This is a genomic window from Streptococcus sanguinis (assembly GCF_050225395.1).
In the GTDB taxonomy this organism is placed as follows: Bacteria; Bacillota; Bacilli; order Lactobacillales; family Streptococcaceae; genus Streptococcus.
The window spans coordinates 1,928,260-1,948,657 of the sequence record NZ_CP071431.1; the positions used below are offsets into that span (position 1 = coordinate 1,928,260).

At 46.2% G+C, this 20,398-nt stretch carries 20 protein-coding genes; 2 read left to right on the forward strand and 18 right to left on the reverse strand.

Translation table 11 applies throughout. From position 1 onward, the window contains the following. Positions 1-8 precede the first annotated feature (8 nt). The 18 genes from cobK to J1C81_RS09485 all read right to left on the reverse strand — a co-directional run bounded on the left by cobK (position 9) and on the right by J1C81_RS09485 (position 17,774). Positions 9-758 carry a precorrin-6A reductase gene (gene cobK / locus J1C81_RS09400; RefSeq protein ID WP_002915883.1) on the reverse strand — a complete coding sequence of 250 codons (750 nt, stop codon included), beginning with the start codon at positions 756-758 and terminating at the stop codon, positions 9-11. Then, positions 755-1,480 carry a precorrin-3B C(17)-methyltransferase gene (gene cobJ / locus J1C81_RS09405; protein ID WP_002910545.1) on the reverse strand — a complete coding sequence of 242 codons (726 nt, stop codon included), beginning with the start codon at positions 1,478-1,480 and terminating at the stop codon, positions 755-757. The genes cobK and cobJ overlap by 4 nt, the downstream gene beginning before the upstream one ends. Positions 1,481-1,556: 76 nt before the next feature. Beyond that, entirely contained in the window at positions 1,557-2,618 is a 1,062-nt protein-coding gene (gene cbiG, locus J1C81_RS09410; protein WP_002915885.1) for a cobalt-precorrin 5A hydrolase, read from the reverse strand. Beyond that, on the reverse strand, positions 2,608-3,381 hold the full coding sequence (locus tag J1C81_RS09415) for a cobalt-precorrin-4 methyltransferase (RefSeq protein ID WP_002915887.1): 774 nt from the start codon (positions 3,379-3,381) through the stop codon (positions 2,608-2,610). Before J1C81_RS09415 ends, cbiG begins: the two co-directional genes overlap by 11 nt. After that, entirely contained in the window at positions 3,381-3,950 is a 570-nt protein-coding gene (locus tag J1C81_RS09420; RefSeq protein WP_002915891.1) for a decarboxylating cobalt-precorrin-6B (C(15))-methyltransferase, read from the reverse strand. Before J1C81_RS09420 ends, J1C81_RS09415 begins: the two co-directional genes overlap by 1 nt. Then, a complete protein-coding gene (locus J1C81_RS09425) occupies positions 3,922-4,554 on the reverse strand; it encodes a cobalt-precorrin-7 (C(5))-methyltransferase (protein ID WP_002915892.1) in 633 nt (210 codons plus the stop codon). Before J1C81_RS09425 ends, J1C81_RS09420 begins: the two co-directional genes overlap by 29 nt. Next, positions 4,545-5,672, reverse strand: a complete 1,128-nt coding sequence (cbiD, locus tag J1C81_RS09430; RefSeq protein WP_002915893.1) for a cobalt-precorrin-5B (C(1))-methyltransferase CbiD — start codon at positions 5,670-5,672, stop codon at positions 4,545-4,547. The genes J1C81_RS09425 and cbiD overlap by 10 nt, the downstream gene beginning before the upstream one ends. Beyond that, positions 5,672-6,376: a cobalt-precorrin-8 methylmutase gene (locus tag J1C81_RS09435; RefSeq protein WP_002915894.1), complete on the reverse strand. Its 705-nt coding sequence runs from the start codon at positions 6,374-6,376 to the stop codon at positions 5,672-5,674. The genes cbiD and J1C81_RS09435 overlap by 1 nt, the downstream gene beginning before the upstream one ends. Beyond that, complete coding sequence (locus tag J1C81_RS09440; protein WP_002915895.1) at positions 6,377-7,075, reverse strand: cobalt-precorrin-8 methylmutase; 699 nt, start codon at positions 7,073-7,075, stop codon at positions 6,377-6,379. It lies immediately after the preceding gene. A 9-nt stretch (positions 7,076-7,084) separates the two neighbouring features. Next, entirely contained in the window at positions 7,085-8,035 is a 951-nt protein-coding gene (gene cbiB / locus J1C81_RS09445) for an adenosylcobinamide-phosphate synthase CbiB (RefSeq protein ID WP_002915896.1), read from the reverse strand. Position 8,036: 1 nt separating this feature from the next. Further along, a complete protein-coding gene (locus J1C81_RS09450) occupies positions 8,037-9,395 on the reverse strand; it encodes a cobyrinate a,c-diamide synthase (protein WP_002915897.1) in 1,359 nt (452 codons plus the stop codon). Between the two features lie 298 nt (positions 9,396-9,693). Beyond that, positions 9,694-11,451 carry an ABC transporter ATP-binding protein gene (locus J1C81_RS09455; protein ID WP_002915898.1) on the reverse strand — a complete coding sequence of 586 codons (1,758 nt, stop codon included), beginning with the start codon at positions 11,449-11,451 and terminating at the stop codon, positions 9,694-9,696. Beyond that, positions 11,441-13,207 (reverse strand): ABC transporter ATP-binding protein, encoded by a 1,767-nt coding sequence (locus J1C81_RS09460; RefSeq protein WP_032909765.1) that lies wholly within the window; start codon positions 13,205-13,207, stop codon positions 11,441-11,443. The genes J1C81_RS09455 and J1C81_RS09460 overlap by 11 nt, the downstream gene beginning before the upstream one ends. Next, entirely contained in the window at positions 13,200-13,658 is a 459-nt protein-coding gene (locus tag J1C81_RS09465; RefSeq protein WP_002915900.1) for a MarR family winged helix-turn-helix transcriptional regulator, read from the reverse strand. Before J1C81_RS09465 ends, J1C81_RS09460 begins: the two co-directional genes overlap by 8 nt. A gap of 174 nt (positions 13,659-13,832) precedes the next feature. After that, on the reverse strand, positions 13,833-14,168 hold the full coding sequence (locus J1C81_RS09470; protein WP_002903845.1) for a hypothetical protein: 336 nt from the start codon (positions 14,166-14,168) through the stop codon (positions 13,833-13,835). Between the two features lie 78 nt (positions 14,169-14,246). After that, the gene (locus J1C81_RS09475) at positions 14,247-14,657 is read right to left on the reverse strand and encodes a peptide deformylase (protein ID WP_002903844.1); all 411 of its coding nucleotides are present in this window, start codon (positions 14,655-14,657) and stop codon (positions 14,247-14,249) included. Between the two features lie 46 nt (positions 14,658-14,703). Further along, positions 14,704-15,603 (reverse strand): fructokinase ScrK, encoded by a 900-nt coding sequence (scrK, locus tag J1C81_RS09480; RefSeq protein ID WP_002907200.1) that lies wholly within the window; start codon positions 15,601-15,603, stop codon positions 14,704-14,706. Between the two features lie 158 nt (positions 15,604-15,761). Continuing rightward, positions 15,762-17,774 carry a sucrose-specific PTS transporter subunit IIBC gene (locus tag J1C81_RS09485; RefSeq protein ID WP_002915901.1) on the reverse strand — a complete coding sequence of 671 codons (2,013 nt, stop codon included), beginning with the start codon at positions 17,772-17,774 and terminating at the stop codon, positions 15,762-15,764. Positions 17,775-17,969: 195 nt separating this feature from the next. On the opposite strand from J1C81_RS09485, the gene J1C81_RS09490 reads away from it, so the two are divergent. Both J1C81_RS09490 and J1C81_RS09495 read left to right on the forward strand, forming a co-directional pair. Further along, complete coding sequence (locus tag J1C81_RS09490; protein WP_002915903.1) at positions 17,970-19,424, forward strand: sucrose-6-phosphate hydrolase; 1,455 nt, start codon at positions 17,970-17,972, stop codon at positions 19,422-19,424. After that, positions 19,405-20,370, forward strand: a complete 966-nt coding sequence (locus J1C81_RS09495) for a LacI family DNA-binding transcriptional regulator (protein WP_002915904.1) — start codon at positions 19,405-19,407, stop codon at positions 20,368-20,370. Before J1C81_RS09490 ends, J1C81_RS09495 begins: the two co-directional genes overlap by 20 nt. Positions 20,371-20,398: the final 28 nt, after the last annotated feature.

The following is a 20,398-nucleotide window of genomic DNA, read 5'->3' on the forward strand; positions in this document are numbered from 1 at the left end:
TTTATTAGCTATTTTGTCAGATAAGCCTCTAGCTCTTCTAAGCTAGAAACCATCTGCGGATAGGCCACAATTGGCCGAGAGATGATAATGCAGTCCATCCCCAGCTCTTGGCAGCCGTCAATTTTTTCACGAATACCACCGACGGTACCGCTCTCCTTAGAAACAAAGACATCTGCTCCCGAGCGCAGCAAGAGCTCTTTATTACACTCTTTGGAAAATGGAGCCTTAATCGCATCGATCTGATCCGCTACCAGTCCCAGCTGCTCACAAGCCAGAAGCACTTCTGAAGTTGGCAGAACGCGAACAACAATCCGCTGCTCTGGCAGCCCTTTGACAAAGAGTGGCAGAGTCTTGCTGCCTGTTCCCAGATAGACTGTCTTGTAGCCGCGCTTGGCAATCTCATCAATCGCTTCTTGGGTCGAGTGCACCACGATGGCTCCGCTCAAATCCAAGGTCGCCTGACGCTCAAAGCGCAGGTAAGATACACCGGCCATCTCTGCCGCCCGAATGGCTTCCTTGGACACAATGTCCGCAAAAGGATGGGTCGCATCAATGATTTCATCCACATCATTCTCTTTGATAAAGGCAACCATGTCCTCGGCTGTCAGCCGGCCCTGAATGACCGGCTGGCCGTATTTGGAAGCCAAGTGCCGGCCGTAGTCTGTGACAACAGAGCTGGTCACATCAATTTTCAAGCGGTCAAGCACTTCTAAAATAGCGGTGCTGTCGGATGTCCCTCCCAGCAGTAATTTCATCATAAAGTATATCCTCGAGGTGTGATCATGCGTCCGTTTTTAACATAAGTTTCTTTGTTACCAACGATAACGATTGTCGTCATATCTACCAAAGTCTCATCCAAGTCTTTGATAGTCGTCAAGATGATTTCCTCATCCTTACGGCCAATATCCTTACCGATACCGACAATAGTATCCTCTGACTTATACTCAGACATGATAGAAAGTGCTTTTGCCAGATGGTCTGGACGTCCTTTACTCCGAGGATTGTAGAGGCAGACTACAAAGTCACCTTGAGCTGCAGCATGCAGACGCTTCTCAATCATTTCCCAAGGCGTCATCAAGTCACTCAGACTAATGTGACAGAAGTCATTCATAAGAGGAGCTCCCATAGCAGCAGCGGCACCCAGACTAGCTGTGATACCTGGAACAACCTTAACTTCTACATCACTGGCATCTCCCAGCAATTCTAAAATCAAGCCAGCCATTCCATAGACTCCGGCATCTCCACTGGAAACAACTCCGACATTTTTGCCAGTCTCTCTAGCCAAATCAATAGCCTTTTGACAACGGTCGATTTCCTGGCGCATACCATTCGCTACGAGCTCCTTGTCCTTGACCAAATCAAGAATCAATCGCATATAAGTTGAGTAGCCGACGATAATTTCACAATCGGCTATAGCAGCCAATGCTTCTTGTGACATCAATTCTTCTTTACCTGGGCCTAATCCGATAACGTATAACATATATTTTTTCTCCTTTATGGGTATGATAAAATTTTATAGGGGCAGTTGGTTCATAAGACCGTCTGCTCTTTTTGATTTACTTTTTGGTTATTGCTTTTGCAAGCGCATAGGTACAGCCGTTCTTGGCAAAGCGCTCTGTCAGGACTTGACCCTGACTGGCCAAATCTGCGCTGGCCAAGGCGACACTGCCGACTCCGACTGTCTTTTTGACAAATTCTGACTGAGGATAGCGGTCTGCTACGACAGACAGCTCCTCCTTGCTAAAGGTCTCAAAAGGACAGCCCAATTCCTCAGCTAAGGCCAGAATAGCTGCTTCATCCTTCTTGACATCAATGCTGACTATTTTGGAAATCTCACTGGCAGAAATCCCCTGCTGCTGACAAAATTCCTCAAAGCCTTCTCGGAAGACAGCAGGAGCCACATCTTTCCTAGCACCAACTCCTAAGATATAAGGTTGAGGATAGATGAGAGCCAGGTTTTCTCTTTGAATGTCCTTTTTTTCTGCAGTCAGCAGAATCAGCGGTTCCGTTCCCTTGAGAACAGCCGCCAACTCTTCCTCATGCACCAGAGTCAGACCGCGAAGGTCCGTAACCCAGTCCTTTTCCTGATAGAAATAGACTGTTCGGCCACTGCCTAGATAGCTGTTGAAAGGCTTGATGAACTCTCTTAATTCTGGCCGCCAGCCATTGACTGATTTGGCCAGATTGTCCAAGGCTGTCACATTCTGCACATCTGTCGCTGTCGTGATAACAGGATTGGAACCGAGCAATCCTGCGATGTCTAGCGTCACTTGATTGGCTCCGCCTAGATGTCCACTCAGCAGGCTGATAACATTCGTCGCTTTCTCATCCATGACAATCACTGCTGGGTCAGTCGCCTTGTCTTTCAAGACTGGTGCAATAGCTCGCACAACTGCACCGATAGCCATGATACAAATGAGAACATCCACTTCCTGAAAGAGCTGACCAAGCGCCTCAATCACACGTCCTTCGATGGCAATGACCCTGTCATCTGCCAAGCGAGGCGTCGTATAGATAGGAATTTCCTTGCCTAGCTTCTCCCGCAGAGTCAGAGCCAAGTCCTTGCCGACCGCTGTCACTGTTGCGATTGCATAGCGAGGTTGAGGATTACTTGGCATGGCTGCTCTTCCCCCGTCTAAACTCATGCTGGAAATCCGCATGGTAGAGCTTGGAATAGTAGAATTCCTGACCTAAAAAGTCACCGACCAAAATCAAAGCTGTCTTTCTAATCTTAGCTTCCTTGACCTTCTCAGCAATATTTGTCAAATCGCCAAAGACCTTCTTTTCATCCGGCCAAGTAGCCTTGTAAATGACAGCCACAGGCGTTTCTGGAGGATAGCCGCCCTCGATCAGCTCGCTGACGACCTTTTCAATACCTTGAACCGACAGGAAAATGGCCATAGAGGTCCGATGCTGAGCATAACTTTTCAGGGATTCCCGGTCTGGCACAGGCGTCCGACCAGCCATCCGAGTGATGATGAGGCTTTGAGAAACCTCTGGTACGGTATACTCTGCCCCGATACTGGAAGAAGCTCCCAGAAAAGAGCTGACGCCCGGCGTACAGTCAAACTCTATATCCCGCTTCTTCATCTCTTCAATCTGCTCTCGAATGGAGCCATAAATGGAGAAATCTCCCGTCTGCAGGCGGACTACATCTTTACCAGCCTTGACTCCAGCTTCCATGACATCGATGATTTCCATCAAGTGCATGCTGGCGCTGTCATGAACCTCAGCTCCTTCCTTACAGTAGTTCAGAAGGTCTGGATTGACCAAGGATCCTGCGTAAATGACCACATCAGCCTCAGACAGCTGCTTGTAACCTTTGAGTGTAATCAGCTCCACGTCACCTGGTCCGGCTCCAACAAAATGTACTTTAGACATCAATTAGCCTCTCTTTCTTTTTTCTTACAAGAAACGATAATGGTCGGATTCTGAGGCTTAAAGTAGTGCCCCTTGCCTATACCTGTCCAGCGGCTAGCCTGAACTGAAACAATCTCTAAATCCTCCCAGTCCATCTGTTCTGCTATTTGAGCTGCTTCCAGAGCGTTTTCCAGCAGGATAAAGTTCAAGACCAGCCGACCTCCCGGCTCCATGAGTTCGGCACACCAGTCGAAAATCTCCTGCATATTGCCCCCAGTCCCTCCGACAAAAATGGCATCAAAGCTGCCTTCCAGCTCAATCGGAGCCAGTCCTTGATAGAGACGGACATTGTGGCAGCCAAAGTGCTGGATATTCTCCTGCGTCAAGGCCACCGCATCTTCATTTCGCTCCACTGCCACCACTTCCAGTTCTGGATAGGTTCGGGCTGCCTGAATCGTAACACTGCCAGTTCCAGAGCCGACATCCAGCATGCGCTTGGCCCGATGCAGCTCCAACTTATCCAAACTGATGGCTCTGACTTCTTCCTTAGTCATAGGGACTTTAGCCCTGATAAATTCCGAATCCCTCATCTAACACCACCACCACATTCATTTCATATTCTCTATCTTCTACCTCGCTAGCAGGCAGAATGGTAATACGCTCGTCTTCATAACTCAGCTGCTCACCGATGACCAGCACCTTATCTAAGCCTCTTTTAACAGCCTCTTGAGCAATCTCGTAGGGGCCAACTTTCTGATCTGTCACCATAAAGACTTTTGACAGACTCATAATCAAGTCAAAGTTTGGTGCCTTAGCGTGACTGCTGGTCAGATAAGCATCGTTCATGGGGAGGGCAATTCTGCTGGCCAGATACTGCATAGCGCTGATACCCGGCGAGATGACCACGCGTCCCTTAAACTTCTCTGATAGCCATTTGCCCAAGCCATAAATCAGCGGGTCGCCTGAGGCCAGATATAGAATTTCTTCATCCTCACCAAAGCTCGCCAGCAACTCCGCCAGCGCAGCTAATTTTTTAGGAGGGACCAGACCCTTATCCTTATAAGCCGGTGGCAAAATTTCTAAATGCCGCTCGCTGCCTAAAATGCGGTCAGCCTTTTCAAAATAGGCTTCCTGTCCCAGAAGACCATAGCTCGGATCTCCCGGACCAATTCCGATAACATAAATCATGTCCATTCCTCCTTTATCTGCTCTAAAGGCTGAGTTGATGCCAGATAGCCTTCCTCAGTCCCAAAGACGACCACTTCAATACTGACTTCTGGCTTACGATAGCGGAGCAGACGCTCACTTCTAGCCTTAATCTTATCCGCCAAGACCTGATAGACACCCTCATAAGAAAATTCTTTAATGGCTGTCCCAGCTGCCTCGGTCGTCAAGCACTTGTCAACCTTTTCCAACAGCTCCATGGGCGCCCCCATCAGGGCTAGATTAGCCACCAGCGTTTCCATACGGGCATCCGAGTCCTTACTGTGGGTAGAGAAAATCCCAGCCGCCACTTTGACAAACTTGCCCATGTGGCCAATCATCAAAACCTTGGTAAAGCCAATCCGCTGCACTTCTTTGAGGACATGGCCGACAAAGTTACTCATATTGACGATACGCCCGCCTGGAATTCCCACAGTATTAGTAGCAAAATCTTCACCGTAATTCCCTGGCACCAAGACGACTGAGCGATGTCCTTGATTATAGAGCATGGTTAACTCGATCGTTATGGACGCCTTCCAGCTATCCTCGGACATAGGATTGACAATCCCTGTCGTTCCCAAAATTGAAATGCCACCGACAATACCTAGTCTGGAATTGTAGGTCAGCTTGGCCGTTTCTTCTCCTCCAGGAACGGAAATGATGATCCGCGCCCCACAGTTGGGACCGATAATCTCACGGACATGCTGCTCAATCATCCGTCTAGGAGTCGGATTGATGGCTGCCATGCCGACATCGCAGGCCAGTCCTTTCTCAGTCACGCGCCCGACTCCCTGACCACCGTCAATCTCGATTTCCGTCTGATCTGGCAAAAGAGTCACGGTCGAATAAATCAAGAGGCCATGCGTCGCATCCGCATCATCGCCGCCATCTTTTTCAATGGCCGCGGTCGCTTCTTCTGGTCCGAAGGAAGGATTGTGAACATCCATGGTCACTTCCACACCTGAAGCCGTATGAACAGTAACCTTTTCTTCTCTTTCCTGATTTAAAATCATGCTCAAGGCTGCAACAGTCGCTGCTGTCGCACAAGTGCCAGTTGTAAAACCTTTTCTTAATTTCTTTCCATTGACATAAGCGTATTCATCCATCATTAGCCTTCTCCTTTCCCCGGAGCCTGCTTTTTATCTGAAACACTGTAACGCTCATAGTCTGTAGTGTCGAGCTTGAGCTGGTAGAGGATAGCATTGATGACCGCTGCTGCGATGGTACTGCCGCCCTTTTGACCCAGTGCCGCAATAGAAGGCACAGAACTTTCATGTAGCTTGAGCTTGGATTCTGCCGCTCCGACAAAGCCAACTGGAACCCCGACAACCGCATCCGGCTGCAAGCTTCCCTCTTCGACCATATCTAAAACCTTAAAGATGGACGTTGGAGCATTCCCAAAGACAAATAGCTTTGGACCATCCACTTTAGCCGAATATTCCACAGCAGCCATGGAGCGAGTGATTCCTTTCTCCTTAGCTTCCTTAAAGATTGCTGGCTCATTGACCAGACAGCGATAGGAAACACCTAAGTCATCCAGCAGTTTTTTATTAAAACCACCCAAGACCATAGTCGTATCCGTAAAAATGGTGCCCTTGTTTCGGAGGACGTAGAGAATTTTCTCAATAACCTGATTGGAAAATTTGATATTGTAGAGGTAGTCAAAGTCTGCACTGGTAAAGACAACCCGCTTGAGCACTGCCTCTTCAAAAGGATCTGAAAAATGAATATCTGGATGCTCTTGGTCAATAATTTCCTGAATCTTGCTGAAACTAGCTTCTTCAATCTTGTGCGCTGCTTTTAGATAGGACATCTAGTTCTTTCCTCCTTCTTTACTGGATGGTGTGGAGTAGCGGACATAGTCATCCGTCACCACTTCTCTCAGCTGGTAGATAATAGCATTGATAATAGCTACAACAATCGTGCTGCCACCTTTTCTGCCGACATTGACAAGGGCAGGAAGACCTGACTGAAGTAGCTCTTCTTTTGACTCTTCGACATTGATAAAGCCGACTGGAACCCCAATCACTGCATCTGCTTCTACCAGTCCCTGCTCTGCCAGCTCAATCAAATAAGACAGAGCCGTAGGAGCACCACCGAAGGCAAATACTTTAGGGGCTTCAATCTTAGCTGCTATCTCAACAGCTGCCATAGCTCTGGTAATCTGCTTTTCCTTGGCCAGCGCAACCACTTCTTCATCGCTGATTAAACAGCGGTAGCTCACACCTAGCTGGTCAAGTACGCGCTTGTTAATCCCATTGAGAGAGATATTGGAGTCCAGCAGGATTGTTCCCTTAGCTCTGATTACTTCTTCTATTTTTTGAAGAACATCATGCTCAAAGCGCATGGTATAGAGATAATCAAAATCTCCCGTCGTATGGATAGCCCTCTTGATGATGGATTCTTCCATTTCCGAATGGAAGACATAATCAGGATCTTTTTCAGTAATCGTAGACTGAATAATTTGAAAACTCTTTTCCTCGATAGAGGAAGGATTTTGGATATATGTCATAGTATACTCCTAGAAATATGCTTGCTTTACTAAATAAAAAAGAGTGAACAAGATTAAACCTGTCATGGTGCTTGTATAAAGCAGAGAGATAGCCGTCTGAATATCATCCGCCGCAACCGGTCTGGAAGCCTCTCCAATGGTCGGCTTCTCAATCAGCTCTCCGTGATAGACGTGCGGTCCGCCCAGCTGAATGCCCAAAGCCCCAGCTACAACTGCCTCCGAAAAAGCACTGTTGGGACTGGCATGCTGGTAGCGATCCCGCCAGCCAATTCGCAACGCCCCCTTGAAATTTAGCAGTAAAATCTGACTGCTGAGAATCAAGAAAAACCAAGTCAAACGCGCAGGAATCAGATTGGCCAGATCATCCATCTTGGCAGATATCAAGCCGATTTTGCGGTATTTTTCCGTCTTATAGCCTACCATGGAGTCCAAGGTATTGATGGCCTTATATGTCATAGCCAGAATGGGGCCGCCCAGAAAGAGGCAGAGCAGTGGTCCGATAACCCCGTCACTGGTATTTTCGGCCACCGTCTCAATCGTCGCTTTGCTGATTTCCTCTGGTGTCAGCTGGGAAGTTTCACGGCCAACAATCATACCAACTTGCTTTCTAGCTTCTTCCAAAGTGCCAAACTTGAGCGTATGGTAAACCTTTTGGGCCTCAAAAGCTAGACTCTTAGCCGCTAGACTAGCATAGGCCAGATAGATCCAGACGAGCCAGTAGAGGACGGGATGAACCAGACCAGCCAACCAGAGCAACCCGTAGCTCACTCCCAGCGCAAGTCCAACTGTTGTCAGCCAGAGGAAAAAGCCAAACAGATAGGGCGAAAACTGCCTTTTCTCCTGCGAGCGCATACATAAATAAATATAGGAACCCATCCACTTGACTGGATGAGGCCAGCTATAGGGGTCGCCAATGAGCCAGTCCAGTAAGACAGCCAAAAAAATTGCAATGAGTGTCATATCAGTTCGCCTCTTTGATATAGTTCAGCCAGTTGGCTAGCAGCTGCTCGTCCTGATAAAAGTGAACATGCAGGTAGCTGGCAAAGGTCCGGCCCTTTTGATAACCGCCTGTCCAGGCAGCTACGACTTGACCGTCTCTGGCCTTCTCTAGCTTGAGGACCGTATCTTCCTCCGTCTCAAAGACCGAATGGTGAAACTCATGTCCCCTGACCGCTGTACCTTTAGGACCAAAAAGACTATCTACCTGCGTTTCTGCTTGGCAATAACCAAAGCTTTTCAGGCCGGGAGTCATCAGGCTCTTGCCCTTGAAAATACCGACCATTTCATAGACCTGACCATCTACTTCCAGCAGCTCTCCCAGGTACATGAGGCCGCCGCATTCTGCATAGATTGGCCGGTCTTGCTCGTGAGCTTTCTTAACCGAAGCCCGAAAGTCAGCATTTGCCATCAGCTCCTGAGCGTAGACTTCTGGAAAACCGCCACCAAAATAATATGCATCTGCTGCTGGCAGTTCCTTATCTTTCAGAGGGCTGAAAGGTACCAGCTGGACATTGAGCTCTCTTAGAAAGTCCAGATTATCTTCGTAGTAAAAGTGGAAAGCATCATCCAAGGCATAGGCCAAAGTCAAGGGCTGATCGTTTCGAATATGAAAAGGATTGGTCATCTGCTTATCGGGAAGTTCTGCCTTTTCCAGCAGTCTGTCTAGATTTATATGCTTAGCCGCTGCTGCTCCCAAGTCCTCAAATCGACGGTCCAAATCATCCATTTCTACGTCAGGGATTAGACCCAGATGGCGCGATGGCAGCTCTGCTGTCGCATTCTTAGGCAGATAGCCCAGCACCTCCACATCCGTGTAACGCTCAATGGCGCCCTTGATGAGTTCATAGTGATTCTGTGAAGCTACCCGATTGATAATGACCCCAGCAATATCCAAATCCGGATCAAAAGTCGCAAAGCCATGGACCATAGCAGCCGCTGAGGTGGATGTAGCTTTCCCATCAATAATCAAGACAACCGGAATTCCCAACTTCTTAGCAACAGAAGCAGAGGACGCACAGTCCTTGTCTGTTCCCAGACCATCAAAGAGCCCCATGACTCCTTCGACTACTGCCACATCCGCATCTCCATGCCATTTGTAGTAGGACCAAGCCAGACTCTGATCGTCCGGTATCATAAAGCTGTCCACATTCCGCGACGGTCGCTTGGTAATCCGACTATGATAAGCTGTATCAATATAATCAGGTCCTACCTTATAAGGCTGGACCCGATAACCTCTGTCTGCCAGAGCTTTCAAAATCCCTAGGGTAACTGTGGTCTTTCCGACACCGCTGGAAACACCAGCCAGCATAAATTGCTTCATTGCTTTACTCCAGATTCGCTGATAAAAAAAGTACTACAAAAAAATAAGGAATTTTTATTTTTTTGTAGCACCGTTGCTCACTTATATGTAGAACAAACACCCCGTTGTGTTCGCTCTCAGTTCTTATATTAAATTTATTTTAATATAAACGACAAAAGCTGTCAAGTTTTTAACAGAGCATCTGCGAAAAAAGTCAGGATTTTAGAGCGTCCTCACTGAAAATTGAGCATTTTTTACAATTCTGTTAAATTTAAAAAAACATCAGAAAAACGAACATTCCTGATGTTTTATTTGAGCATCAACCTGCATCTTCCTCTACAAACTGACTATTATAGAGGTCCGCATAGAAGCCATTCTGATTCATGAGTTCATCGTGGTTACCCTGCTCGATAATATTTCCATCGCGCATGACCAAGATAAGATCCGCATTACGGATAGTAGACAGTCGGTGGGCAATGACAAAGGAAGTCCGGCCCTCCATGAGTTTGTCCATAGCCTTTTGAATCAGCTCCTCCGTCCGCGTATCGACTGACGAAGTTGCCTCATCCAAGATCAAGAGCGGCGCATCTTTCAGCAGAGCACGAGCGATTGTCAATAGCTGCTTCTGACCGACCGATAAGTTAACCGTATCATCCAACACTGTATCATAGCCCTGTGGCAGAGTCATGATAAAGTGATGAACACCGACCGCCTTCGCTGCAGCGATAACTGCTTCATCTGTGACATGCTTCTGATTATAAATCAAGTTCTCCCGAATCGTCCCCTCAAAGAGCCAGGTATCCTGCAAGACCATTGAAAAGGCATCGTGAACCTCAGAGCGTTTCATATCCTTAATATCTATACCATCAATGCTGATACGCCCTTTATCAATTTCATAGAACTTCATGAGCAGATTAACGATGGTCGTCTTACCAGCACCCGTTGGGCCGACAATGGCAATCTTCTGTCCGGCTTTGGCCTGGGCTGAGAAATCATGAATAATCGTCTGGTCTGGCTTGTAACCGAAGAAGACATCTTCAAAGGCAACATCTCCCTTGACAGCAGCAAGCTGCTGCTCTTTATGCTGGTCGTCTTCCATCTCAGGCTCAGCCAGAAATTCAAGGACACGAACCAGTGCTGCACCAGCCTGCTGCAAGACAGCGATACCTTGGGCAATCTGTGACAAAGGCTGAGAGAAGGTCCGCACATAAACCATAAAGGCGACGATAATTCCGATACTAATAGAGCCATTAATCGCCAGAGCAGCACCTACCAAAATAACCAGCACATAAGCAAAATTCCCTGTAAAGAACATGAGCGGCATCATCATACCAGAGATAAATTGAGACTTCCAAATACTGTTATAGAGATTGTGATTGAGAACTGCAAAGCGCTCCTTAGACTGCTCAATGGCATTATAGCTGGTAACGACATTATGACCGGAGTACATTTCCTCTACATAACCGTTTACCGCAGCCAGATCGTTTTGCTGGGCAGTGAAATAGCCCTGAGACTTGCCCATGATGAGGCCGACAAAGACAAAGCCTAATATAGTAGCCAAGATAGTTACCAAGGCCAAGATCCAGTTCATGAAGAACATGGTCAAGACCACAGCCACCAAGAGCAAGCTGGCAGAGATAACATTCCCCAGACTCTGGTTGAGGGATTGGCCGACCGTATCTACGTCATTGGTCACGCGCGACAGAGTATCCCCCTGAGAATGACCATCGAAATAGCCCAACGGCAGCTTGTTAATCTTCTCCGCAATGGCCGTCCGTAGTCGCTTGGAGAAATACTGGATAACCGTACTGATGATAAAGGACTGGCCGTAGTTGAGCAGGGCTCCGACTGCATAGAGAACGGTCAGCAGAAGGGCAATCTCAGACACAGCTTTTAAATCAATATTGGTAGCCAAACCATCAGAGATGAGATTGGTAATTTCTTTTAGTTTATTTGGCCCATAGACCGTGATAATGTTTGACAAGACAGCTCCCACAAATGCCAAAGCAAGAGGAAGCTGGAAACCTTTGAGATAAGGCCTTATCTGGCTAAATAATGAAGGCTTCTTATTTTCCATTTTCTAATTCCTCCTTGGATAGTTGTGAGTAAGCAATTTCTTGATAGACTTCGTTGCTGGCCAAAAGCTCTCGGTGGGTACCTTGACCGACCACCTTACCAGCATCCAAGACCAAGATTTGATCCGCATCCATGATAGTAGAAATCCGCTGCGCCACGATCAGCTTGGTCATATCCTGCGTCCGCTCAGCCAGTTCCTTGCGCAAAATGCGGTCTGTCTTATAGTCTAGGGCTGAGAAGGAGTCGTCAAAGATGAGGATTTCTGGCTTACGAGCCAAGGCTCTGGCAATGGCCAAACGCTGACGCTGACCACCAGAGAAGTTGGTTCCGCTTTGAGCTACTTCTGCTTTCAGCCCCTTTTCCTTCTCTTGGACAAAGGGCTTAGCCTGTGCAAGGTCAAGAGCCTCCCACATTTTCTGCTCATCCAGCGGGCTTTCTTTGCTTTGACCGAAGTCCAGATTGCTCTCGATATCGCCAGAGAAAAGCACAGCCTTTTGCGGGATGTAGCCAACCTTATTATGCAGATCTTCCAGCTGGTAATCCTGAACATTGACACCATCTACCAGAATCTCTCCTTCAGTCACATCATAGAAACGAGGAATGAGATTGACTAGCGTGGATTTCCCTGAACCGGTTGAACCGATAAAGGCCACGGTATCACCAGCCTGCGCTGTAAAGCTAACATGCTCAATGACCGCTTCTGAATTCTTGGAATAGCGGAAGGATACATCTCGAAAGACCACCTCTCCCTTGCTATCTGATGCTGCCTTAGGATGTTCTGGACTGGTGATAGAAGAATGCAGGTCCAGTACTTCATTAATCCGGCCAGCGGATACAATGGTCCGAGGCAGGACGATGAAGAGTGCCCCCATGAGCAAGAACCCAATCACAATCTGCATAGCATAGGACATAAAGACAACCATATCACTGAAGAGTGGGAGACGCTCCTGCAGCCCAGCCTCCTGGATTAAATAAGCACCAATCCAGTAAATCGCCAGTGTCAAGCCGCTAGAAATCCCCATCATAACTGGATTCATCATAGCCATTAGACGACCGATAAAAAGATTGAGCCGGGTTACTTCATCATTGGCCGCCGCAAACTTCTTATCCTGATAATCCTCAGCATTGTAAGCTCGGACCACGCGAATCCCAGTCAGACTCTCTCTAGTGACGCTGTTTAGCTTATCGACCAAGCGCTGCGCAACTGACTGCTTAGGAAAGGCCAATGTCACCAAAACTACTGTCAGCAGGATATTGACTATAACAGCAATAAGAACAGCTATCAGCCAGTTCTCGGACTTGCCAATAATCTTAGTCATAGCCCAAATCGCCATAATCGGTCCCCTAGTCACCACCTGCAGCCCCATGGTAATTAAGGTCTGTACCTGGGTAATATCATTTGTCGTCCGAGTCAGCAGACTAGGGATCGAAAATTTCTTAATCTCCGTCTGTGAATAGTCTAGCACACGGTTGAAAATATCGCTCCGCAAACTCTGGGTAAAGCTAGCTGCTATACGAGCTGCAAAAAAGCCAACCACAATAGCTGACAGCAAGCTTGCAAAAGACAGACCAATCATTTTCAGACCTGGCTCCCACAAATCTGCCAAACCAGTCCCTGGTGTTTGCAGCAACTCTGTAATCGTCGAAATATAGGTTGGAACTTCTAATTCCAAATATACTGTCAGGAAGGTGAAGAGCACACTGAGAACAATCATGCTCACTTCCCTTGCCGTCAGCCGTTTAAATAACTTAAACATCTTTTCCTCCATTTTCTAAACTTTCGATATTCTGATAAAACTTGGCCATGACTTGAGAAAAAATCAGCAGTTCCTGCTCAGAAACACCATTCAAAATAGAACGGTCCATTTCCTCAAAAAAGTCACGGATTTTCTTCATTCTTTCCTGCGACTGCGGAGTAAGACGGATATACTTGGCCCGCTTGTCCGTCTTGCTCGTTTCCAGCTGGATAAAGCCATTCTTCTCCATCCTTTTCATTAAGTTAGAGGCCACCGATTTGGAAATATCCAACTTCTGCTCAATATCCTTGATAAGAGTATTCTTCCCCTCTTCCGTACGACAGGCGACAATATGCAAGACTTGCCCCTGTGGCCCAGCCATGGACTCAATCCCTTGCTCCTTGGCAAGCTTTTCCGCTATGAGATGAATCTTTCGTCCAAAACGCTTCAATTCCAGTAAAGGCTTATCCATACCTGTATCCTTTGTAAAAATAGTTTTCGTGAGAACTATTTTAACACAAGAAAAAAGAAAGTCAAGAAAAAAGTTTCCATGAGAACTATTTTTTCAACAAGAAAAAAAGCGAAGAAAATTTCTTCACCCTTCCTTTCAAACTGACAAACAGCCTAAAAATTGATTGGTCCCGCATTAAAATTTTGAAGAAGAAGCGAGGAATAGAGCCCCTCCAATGATAAGGAGAATGCCTGCAATCCAGCCTATAAATGGAATGGGCGCGATGTTGCTGCTTCCGACGATAAGGAGGACGCCCGCTGCGACACTGAAACGCATTTGACCTTTGTAATAAGCCAAGGAAGTAATTCCCAAGCCCAGAGCTGCCAATTTAATCACCGCTCCCAGTAAATTCAGGCCAGAATCACCTAGTAGGGCTGAAAAAGGAACAAAAAAGATATTCGAGAGCAGCAAAATAGTCCCTCCAATCAAACCAACCAGACCGCTTATCAGTGCTAAAGTTTTTGTTTTCATTTACATCTTGCCTCCTTCAATATTATTCTGCTAATTATCTCTAATTTTAGACATTTTTTGCAATTTTGTCAAATTTTTCTAAATGATAATCCCTTCCAAATGATCCAATTCATGCTGGCAGATTTGGGCAGGCAGGCCTTTCAAGGTCATGGTCTGCTGCTGCCAATGTTTATCCAGATAATCAATTGTGATTTCCTGATAACGTTGGGTAGGACGGCTTCCAACCAAGGACAGGCAGCTCTCTTCTGTCTGATAAGGGCCTGACTTAGAGCGCAGCACCGGATTAAACATGACTACCGGCACCAAACCATATAGAAAGATAATGACTCGCTTACGGACGCCAATCATATTGGCTGCGAGTCCTATACAGTTTTCTCGATTGGCCTGCAGAGTATCCTGCAAGTCTTGAGCCAGATAAAGGTCTTCTCTGCTAGCCTGCTCTGATGGCTGCTGTAGGAAGAAAATATCTTTGACAATTGCTTTTTCCATTACTTTTCCTCATAGAGAAGGGCCTGATAAATCAGACCCTATAAACTTATTTTGCGTGGCGCTCACTAACTTCTTTAGCCAGTACAAAGTTGCCCAGCGTTGCGGAGCCATTTCCAGCCACAGCCGGTGTCACGATATAGTCACGGACATCAGGAACTGGCAAATAACCATTCAGAAGAACTGTGAATTTCTCACGCACCCGATCCAGCATGTGCTGCTGAGCCATAACCCCGCCACCGAAGACGATAACATCTGGACGGAAAGTTACTGTCGCCTGAATAGCCGCCTGAGCGATATAGTAAGCTTGAATATCCCAGACTGAACTATTGAGTTTAATATTTTCCCCACGAACTCCGGTCCGCGCCTCTAAGCTTGGTCCAGCCGCCAATCCTTCCAAGCAGCCATTGTGGAAAGGACAAACGCCATTGAACTCTTTTTCCACATCCATAGGGTGCTTAGCTACATAATAATGCCCCATCTCTGGGTGACCTGTCCCCCCTACAAATTCGCCTCGCTGGATAGCACCAGCACCGATTCCTGTCCCAATCGTATAATAGACCAGATTTTCAATACGGCCGCCAGCATTGTTGCGAGCTACCACTTCACCATAAGCTGAACTATTGACATCCGTTGTAAAGTAAATAGGCACATTGAGAGCTCGGCGCAGAGCTCCGACAATATCCACATTAGCCCAGTGTGGCTTAGGCGTAGTCGTGATAAAGCCGTAAGTCTTTGAGTTGGGATCAATATCAATCGGCCCGAAAGATCCAACAGCTAGACCAGCTAGATTGTCGAAACGAGAAAAGAACTCAATCGTCTTGTCTAGCGTTTCAATAGGCGTGGTCGTTGGAAACTGTGTCTTTTCAACAACTTCAAACCGTTCATCGCCTACAGCACAGACAAACTTAGTGCCGCCCGCTTCCAAACTTCCATACAATTTTGTCATTATAAATCCTCTTTTAAAATTTGATTTCTACTCTATTCATTATAGCATATCTCTTGCAGACTATTTGCCAAAAACTTTCCTTATGACACTCTTATTAAATAGACTTACGTTATTAGAAAAAACGAACAAATCAACTTTTGTTCGTTTTCTAAATTCCATTAGGCTTTCACTTCGATAATTGCGTCGCCTTTCGCAACAGCTCCTTTTGCTACTGGAGTCACAGAAGCATAGTCAGCTGTGTTGGTAACGATAACCATAGTCGTATCATCCAGACCAGCAGCTGCAATTTTCTCAGCTTCAAATGTTCCCAGAACATCGCCAGCTTTGACCTTGTCACCTTGAGCAACCTTTTGGTCAAAACCTTCTCCGCCCATAGATACTGTGTCGATTCCGACGTGAATCAGAATTTCAGCACCATTAGCTGTCTTCAAACCATAAGCATGGCCAGTCGCGAATGCAATCGTAACTTCTGCATCGGCCGGAGCATAAACCACACCTTCGCTAGGCTTGATAGCAATTCCTCGTCCCATCGCTCCGCTAGAGAAAACAGGATCATCAACATCGCTCAAAGCTACTGCCTGACCAACAATTGGAGAAATAATCGTTTCGTCTTGGAGGGCAGCTGGCACATTACCAGTTGTTTCTTCTTCGACCAGTTTTTCAGTTACAGCTTTTTCTTCAGCAGTTTCTTCGTCTTTGTAACCAAACAAATAAGTCAGAACAAAACTCAAACCAGTTGTCAAAACAACCATAAAGATATATTGCAACAATTGACCATTCAGGTAAAGGAGAGTACCTGGAATAATTGTGATACCGAAACTTGTACCTGCAAGCCCCATAATAGAAGCTAACCAACCACCAACGGCACCAGCACCCAGTCCAATTACAAAAGGTTTAACAAAGCGCAAGTTAACCCCGAAGATAGCTGGCTCAGTAATACCCAATCCTGCAGAAAGTGCTGCTGGGAAGGCAAGAGCCTTGAGTTTTTTAGATTTTGTCTTCACAGCTACAGCCAAAGTCGCACCAGCTTGAGCTGTCATAGCAGCAGTGATAATCGCATTAAATGGATCTTTCCCAGTTTGAGATACCAACTGAGATTCTAGTAAGTTGAAGATGTGATGAACACCAGTTACGACAATCAGCTGATGCACAGCACCGATAATCAATCCAGCAAGACCAAACGGAAGGCTAAGAAGGAACTCTGTTCCATTTAAAACATATGACTCTACAATGTGGAAGACTGGACCAATCACAAAGAGTCCCAGAATAGACATGACAAGGAAAGTAAGGAATGGAACAAGAAGAAGATCCAAAACATCTGGAATTTTCTTGTGCAGCCATTTTTCAAATTTTGCACCAAACAAACCTACAAAGAAGGCTGGAAGCACAGAGTTTTGGTAGCCAACTACTGGAATAAAACCAAAGAAGTAAATTGGGTGAACTTTTGTTGCTGTAACTTCGCTGGTAAATTTCAAACTTCCTAGAACATCCATATTAGCAATTTTGTCTAAAATGTCCTTAGAAGGATCAACAGCAAATTTAGTAGCCTGACCAGCTACCTCCCAAGCATTTGGAAGTGCTGAGTTAACCATCATTAGACCAAGAACCAAACCAATGATTGGGTTTCCGCCAAAAACTCTAAAAGCCGACCAGCAAATCAAAGCAGGGAAGAAAGCGAAGGCAGTATCAGTTAAGACTACTGTATAAGTATAGAAGTCAGTTGCTTTGAAAGCATCCGCAGTAGTACCAAACAAAGCTAAAACTTGATCCTGAGCAATTGCTCCACGAACTCCCATGAAAAGTCCTGTCGCAACAATAGCTGGAAGAATTGGTACAAATACATCACCAAATGTACGGATGGCGCGTTGGAACCAATTCCCTTGCTTAGCAGCTTCTGCTTTCATGTCATCTTTTGATGAAGTTGGCAATCCTAAAGCTACAACTTCGTCATAGATTTTATTAACCGTACCGGTACCAAAGATAATCTGGTACTGGCCGGAGTTAAAGAAGGCACCCTGAACTTTTTCCAGATTTTCGACAGTGTTTTTGTCGATTTTACCCTCATCTTTAACCATCACGCGCAAGCGAGTCGCACAGTGAGCCACACTGTTGACATTCTCACGTCCGCCAAGGGCTTCGATGACTTTTTTTGCAATGTCAGTATTATTCATTTGCAAAAATCTCCTTATAAATATTTTTAACTTTTGAAAGCGATTTTATCGCCTTTACGAATATTATTTTACCATGATTCAAAAATATGTCAAGCGTTTTGCAGAAAAAATATTTTTTCACTGTTAAATGTTGATTTTTCATCGGAAAACGTTTACTATAGTAATAAGAAATAATATGATTCGGAGGACAAAAGATTGGCTTGGACGACTGAAAAACGCTACAAACGCTATGAAGACTGGACTCAGGAAGAGCTACAGCAGATCAAAGAAAACATCTCTAAATCTCCTTGGCGGGCTAACTACCATGTAGAGCCTCATACAGGTCTGCTCAATGACCCCAATGGCTTTTCTTATTTCGACGGCAAGTGGGTGGTTTTCTACCAAAACTTTCCTTTCGGAGCTGCTCACGGCCTCAAGTGCTGGGTCCAGATGGAAAGCGACGACCTAGTTCACTTCACGGAAACTGGTCTTCAAGTGCTGCCAGATACTGCTCTGGACAGCCACGGTGCCTACTCAGGCTCTGCCATGCAGTTTGACGACAAGCTCTTTCTCTTCTATACTGGCAATGTTCGTGATGAGAATTGGGTGCGTCATCCTTATCAAATCGGTGCCTTGTTAGATAAATCAGGCAATCTCAAAAAAATTGACAAGGTCTTGATTGAGCAGCCTACTGAAGCGACCGACCACTTCCGCGATCCCCAGATTTTCAACTACAAAGGACAATTCTATGCTATCGTCGGAGGACAAAATCTAAACAAACAAGGCTATGTCAAGCTGTACAAGGCTGTTGATAATGACTATACCAACTGGGAAGTCGTCGGCGATTTAGACTTCGCCAATGACAAGACAGCCTATATGATGGAGTGTCCTAACCTAGTCTTTATCAACGACCAACCAGTCTTGCTTTATTGCCCTCAAGGTTTGTCCAAGGACGTACTGGACTATGGTAACATTTACCCGAACATGTATAAAATAGGTCAATCGTTTGACACAAACAAGGCTGCTTTGATTAATCCTAGCCCTATCCAAAATCTGGACTACGGTTTCGACTGCTACGCCACCCAGGCTTTTAACGCACCTGACGGTCGTGCACTCGCTGTCAGCTGGCTGGGCTTGCCTGATGTGGAATACCCATCTGACCGCTTCGACCATCAAGGTGCCTTCTCCCTCGTCAAGGAATTAAGTCTGAAAAACGGCAAGCTTTACCAATACCCAGTGCCAGCTATTAAGCATTTGCGAGCAGGGGAACAGCCTTTCGCTGCTTTGGTAGAAAGCAAGAACAGCTACGAACTAGAACTGAATCTCGCTGCAGACGCCGAACACGAAATCATTCTCTTTGTGGACAAGGATGGCAAGGGACTACGCATCAATTTCGACCTCAAGGCAGGTCAAGTGACCGTTGACCGCAGTCAGGCGGGTGAGCCATTCGCTCTGGACTTTGGAACCAGCCGAAGCTGTGATATTGACAAAGAAGCCACAAGTGCTACTATCTTCATCGATAAATCAATTTTTGAAATTTTCATCAATAAAGGAGAGAAAGTATTTTCCGGCCGTGTCTTCCCGAGAGAAGACCAGACAGGCATTGCTATTACTAAGGGCAATCCAACCGGTACTTACTATGAATTAGATTATGGTCGCAAAGCTAACTGATGTAGCAAAACTAGCAGGAGTCAGCCCCACAACTGTTTCCCGCGTCATCAACAGAAAAGGCTACTTATCCGACAAAACAATCTCTAAGGTTGAGGCAGCCATGCGAGAATTGTCCTACAAGCCCAACAATCTTGCGCGGAGCCTCCAAGGAAAATCGGCCAAGCTAATTGGACTCATTTTCCCTAATATCAGCAATGTCTTTTACGCAGAATTGATTGACAAGCTGGAGCATGAGCTCTTTAAACAAGGCTATAAAACTATCATCTGCAATAGTGAGCATGACTCAGACAAGGAGCGTGAATACCTTGAGATGCTGGAAGCCAATCAGGTGGACGGCATCATTTCTGGCAGCCACAATCTAGGCATCGAGGACTACAATCGCGTGACCGCTCCAATCATTGCCTTTGACCGGAATCTCTCACCGGATATCCCAGTTGTTTCCTCAGACAACTATGGTGGCGGAGTGCTAGCGGCTCAGACCTTAATCAAGGCTGGAGCTCAAAACATCATCATGATAACCGGTAATGACAATTCCAACTCACCAACCGGCCTGCGCCATGCTGGCTTTGCTTCCGTCCTGCCGGACGCACCGATTATCAATGTTTCCAGTGATTTTTCTCCCGTCCGAAAGGAGATGGAAATCAAGCAAATTCTGACTCAGACCAAACCTGATGGCATTTTTACATCAGACGATCTGACAGCCATCTTAATTATGAAAGTAGCTCAGGAGCTGGACATCCAGATTCCCGAAGATTTGAAAATCATTGGCTATGATGGCACCTACTTTGTGGAGAACTACTACCCACAGCTGGCAACAATCAAGCAGCCGCTGAAAGATATTGCCCGTCTCTCTGTAGACCTACTCCTCAAGAAGATAGCCGGCCAAGAAGTTCAAACAACTGGCTATTTCCTGCCAGTCAGTCTCTTGCCTGGTAAGAGTGTTTGAAACTTATATAAACAAGAAAAGACGACCT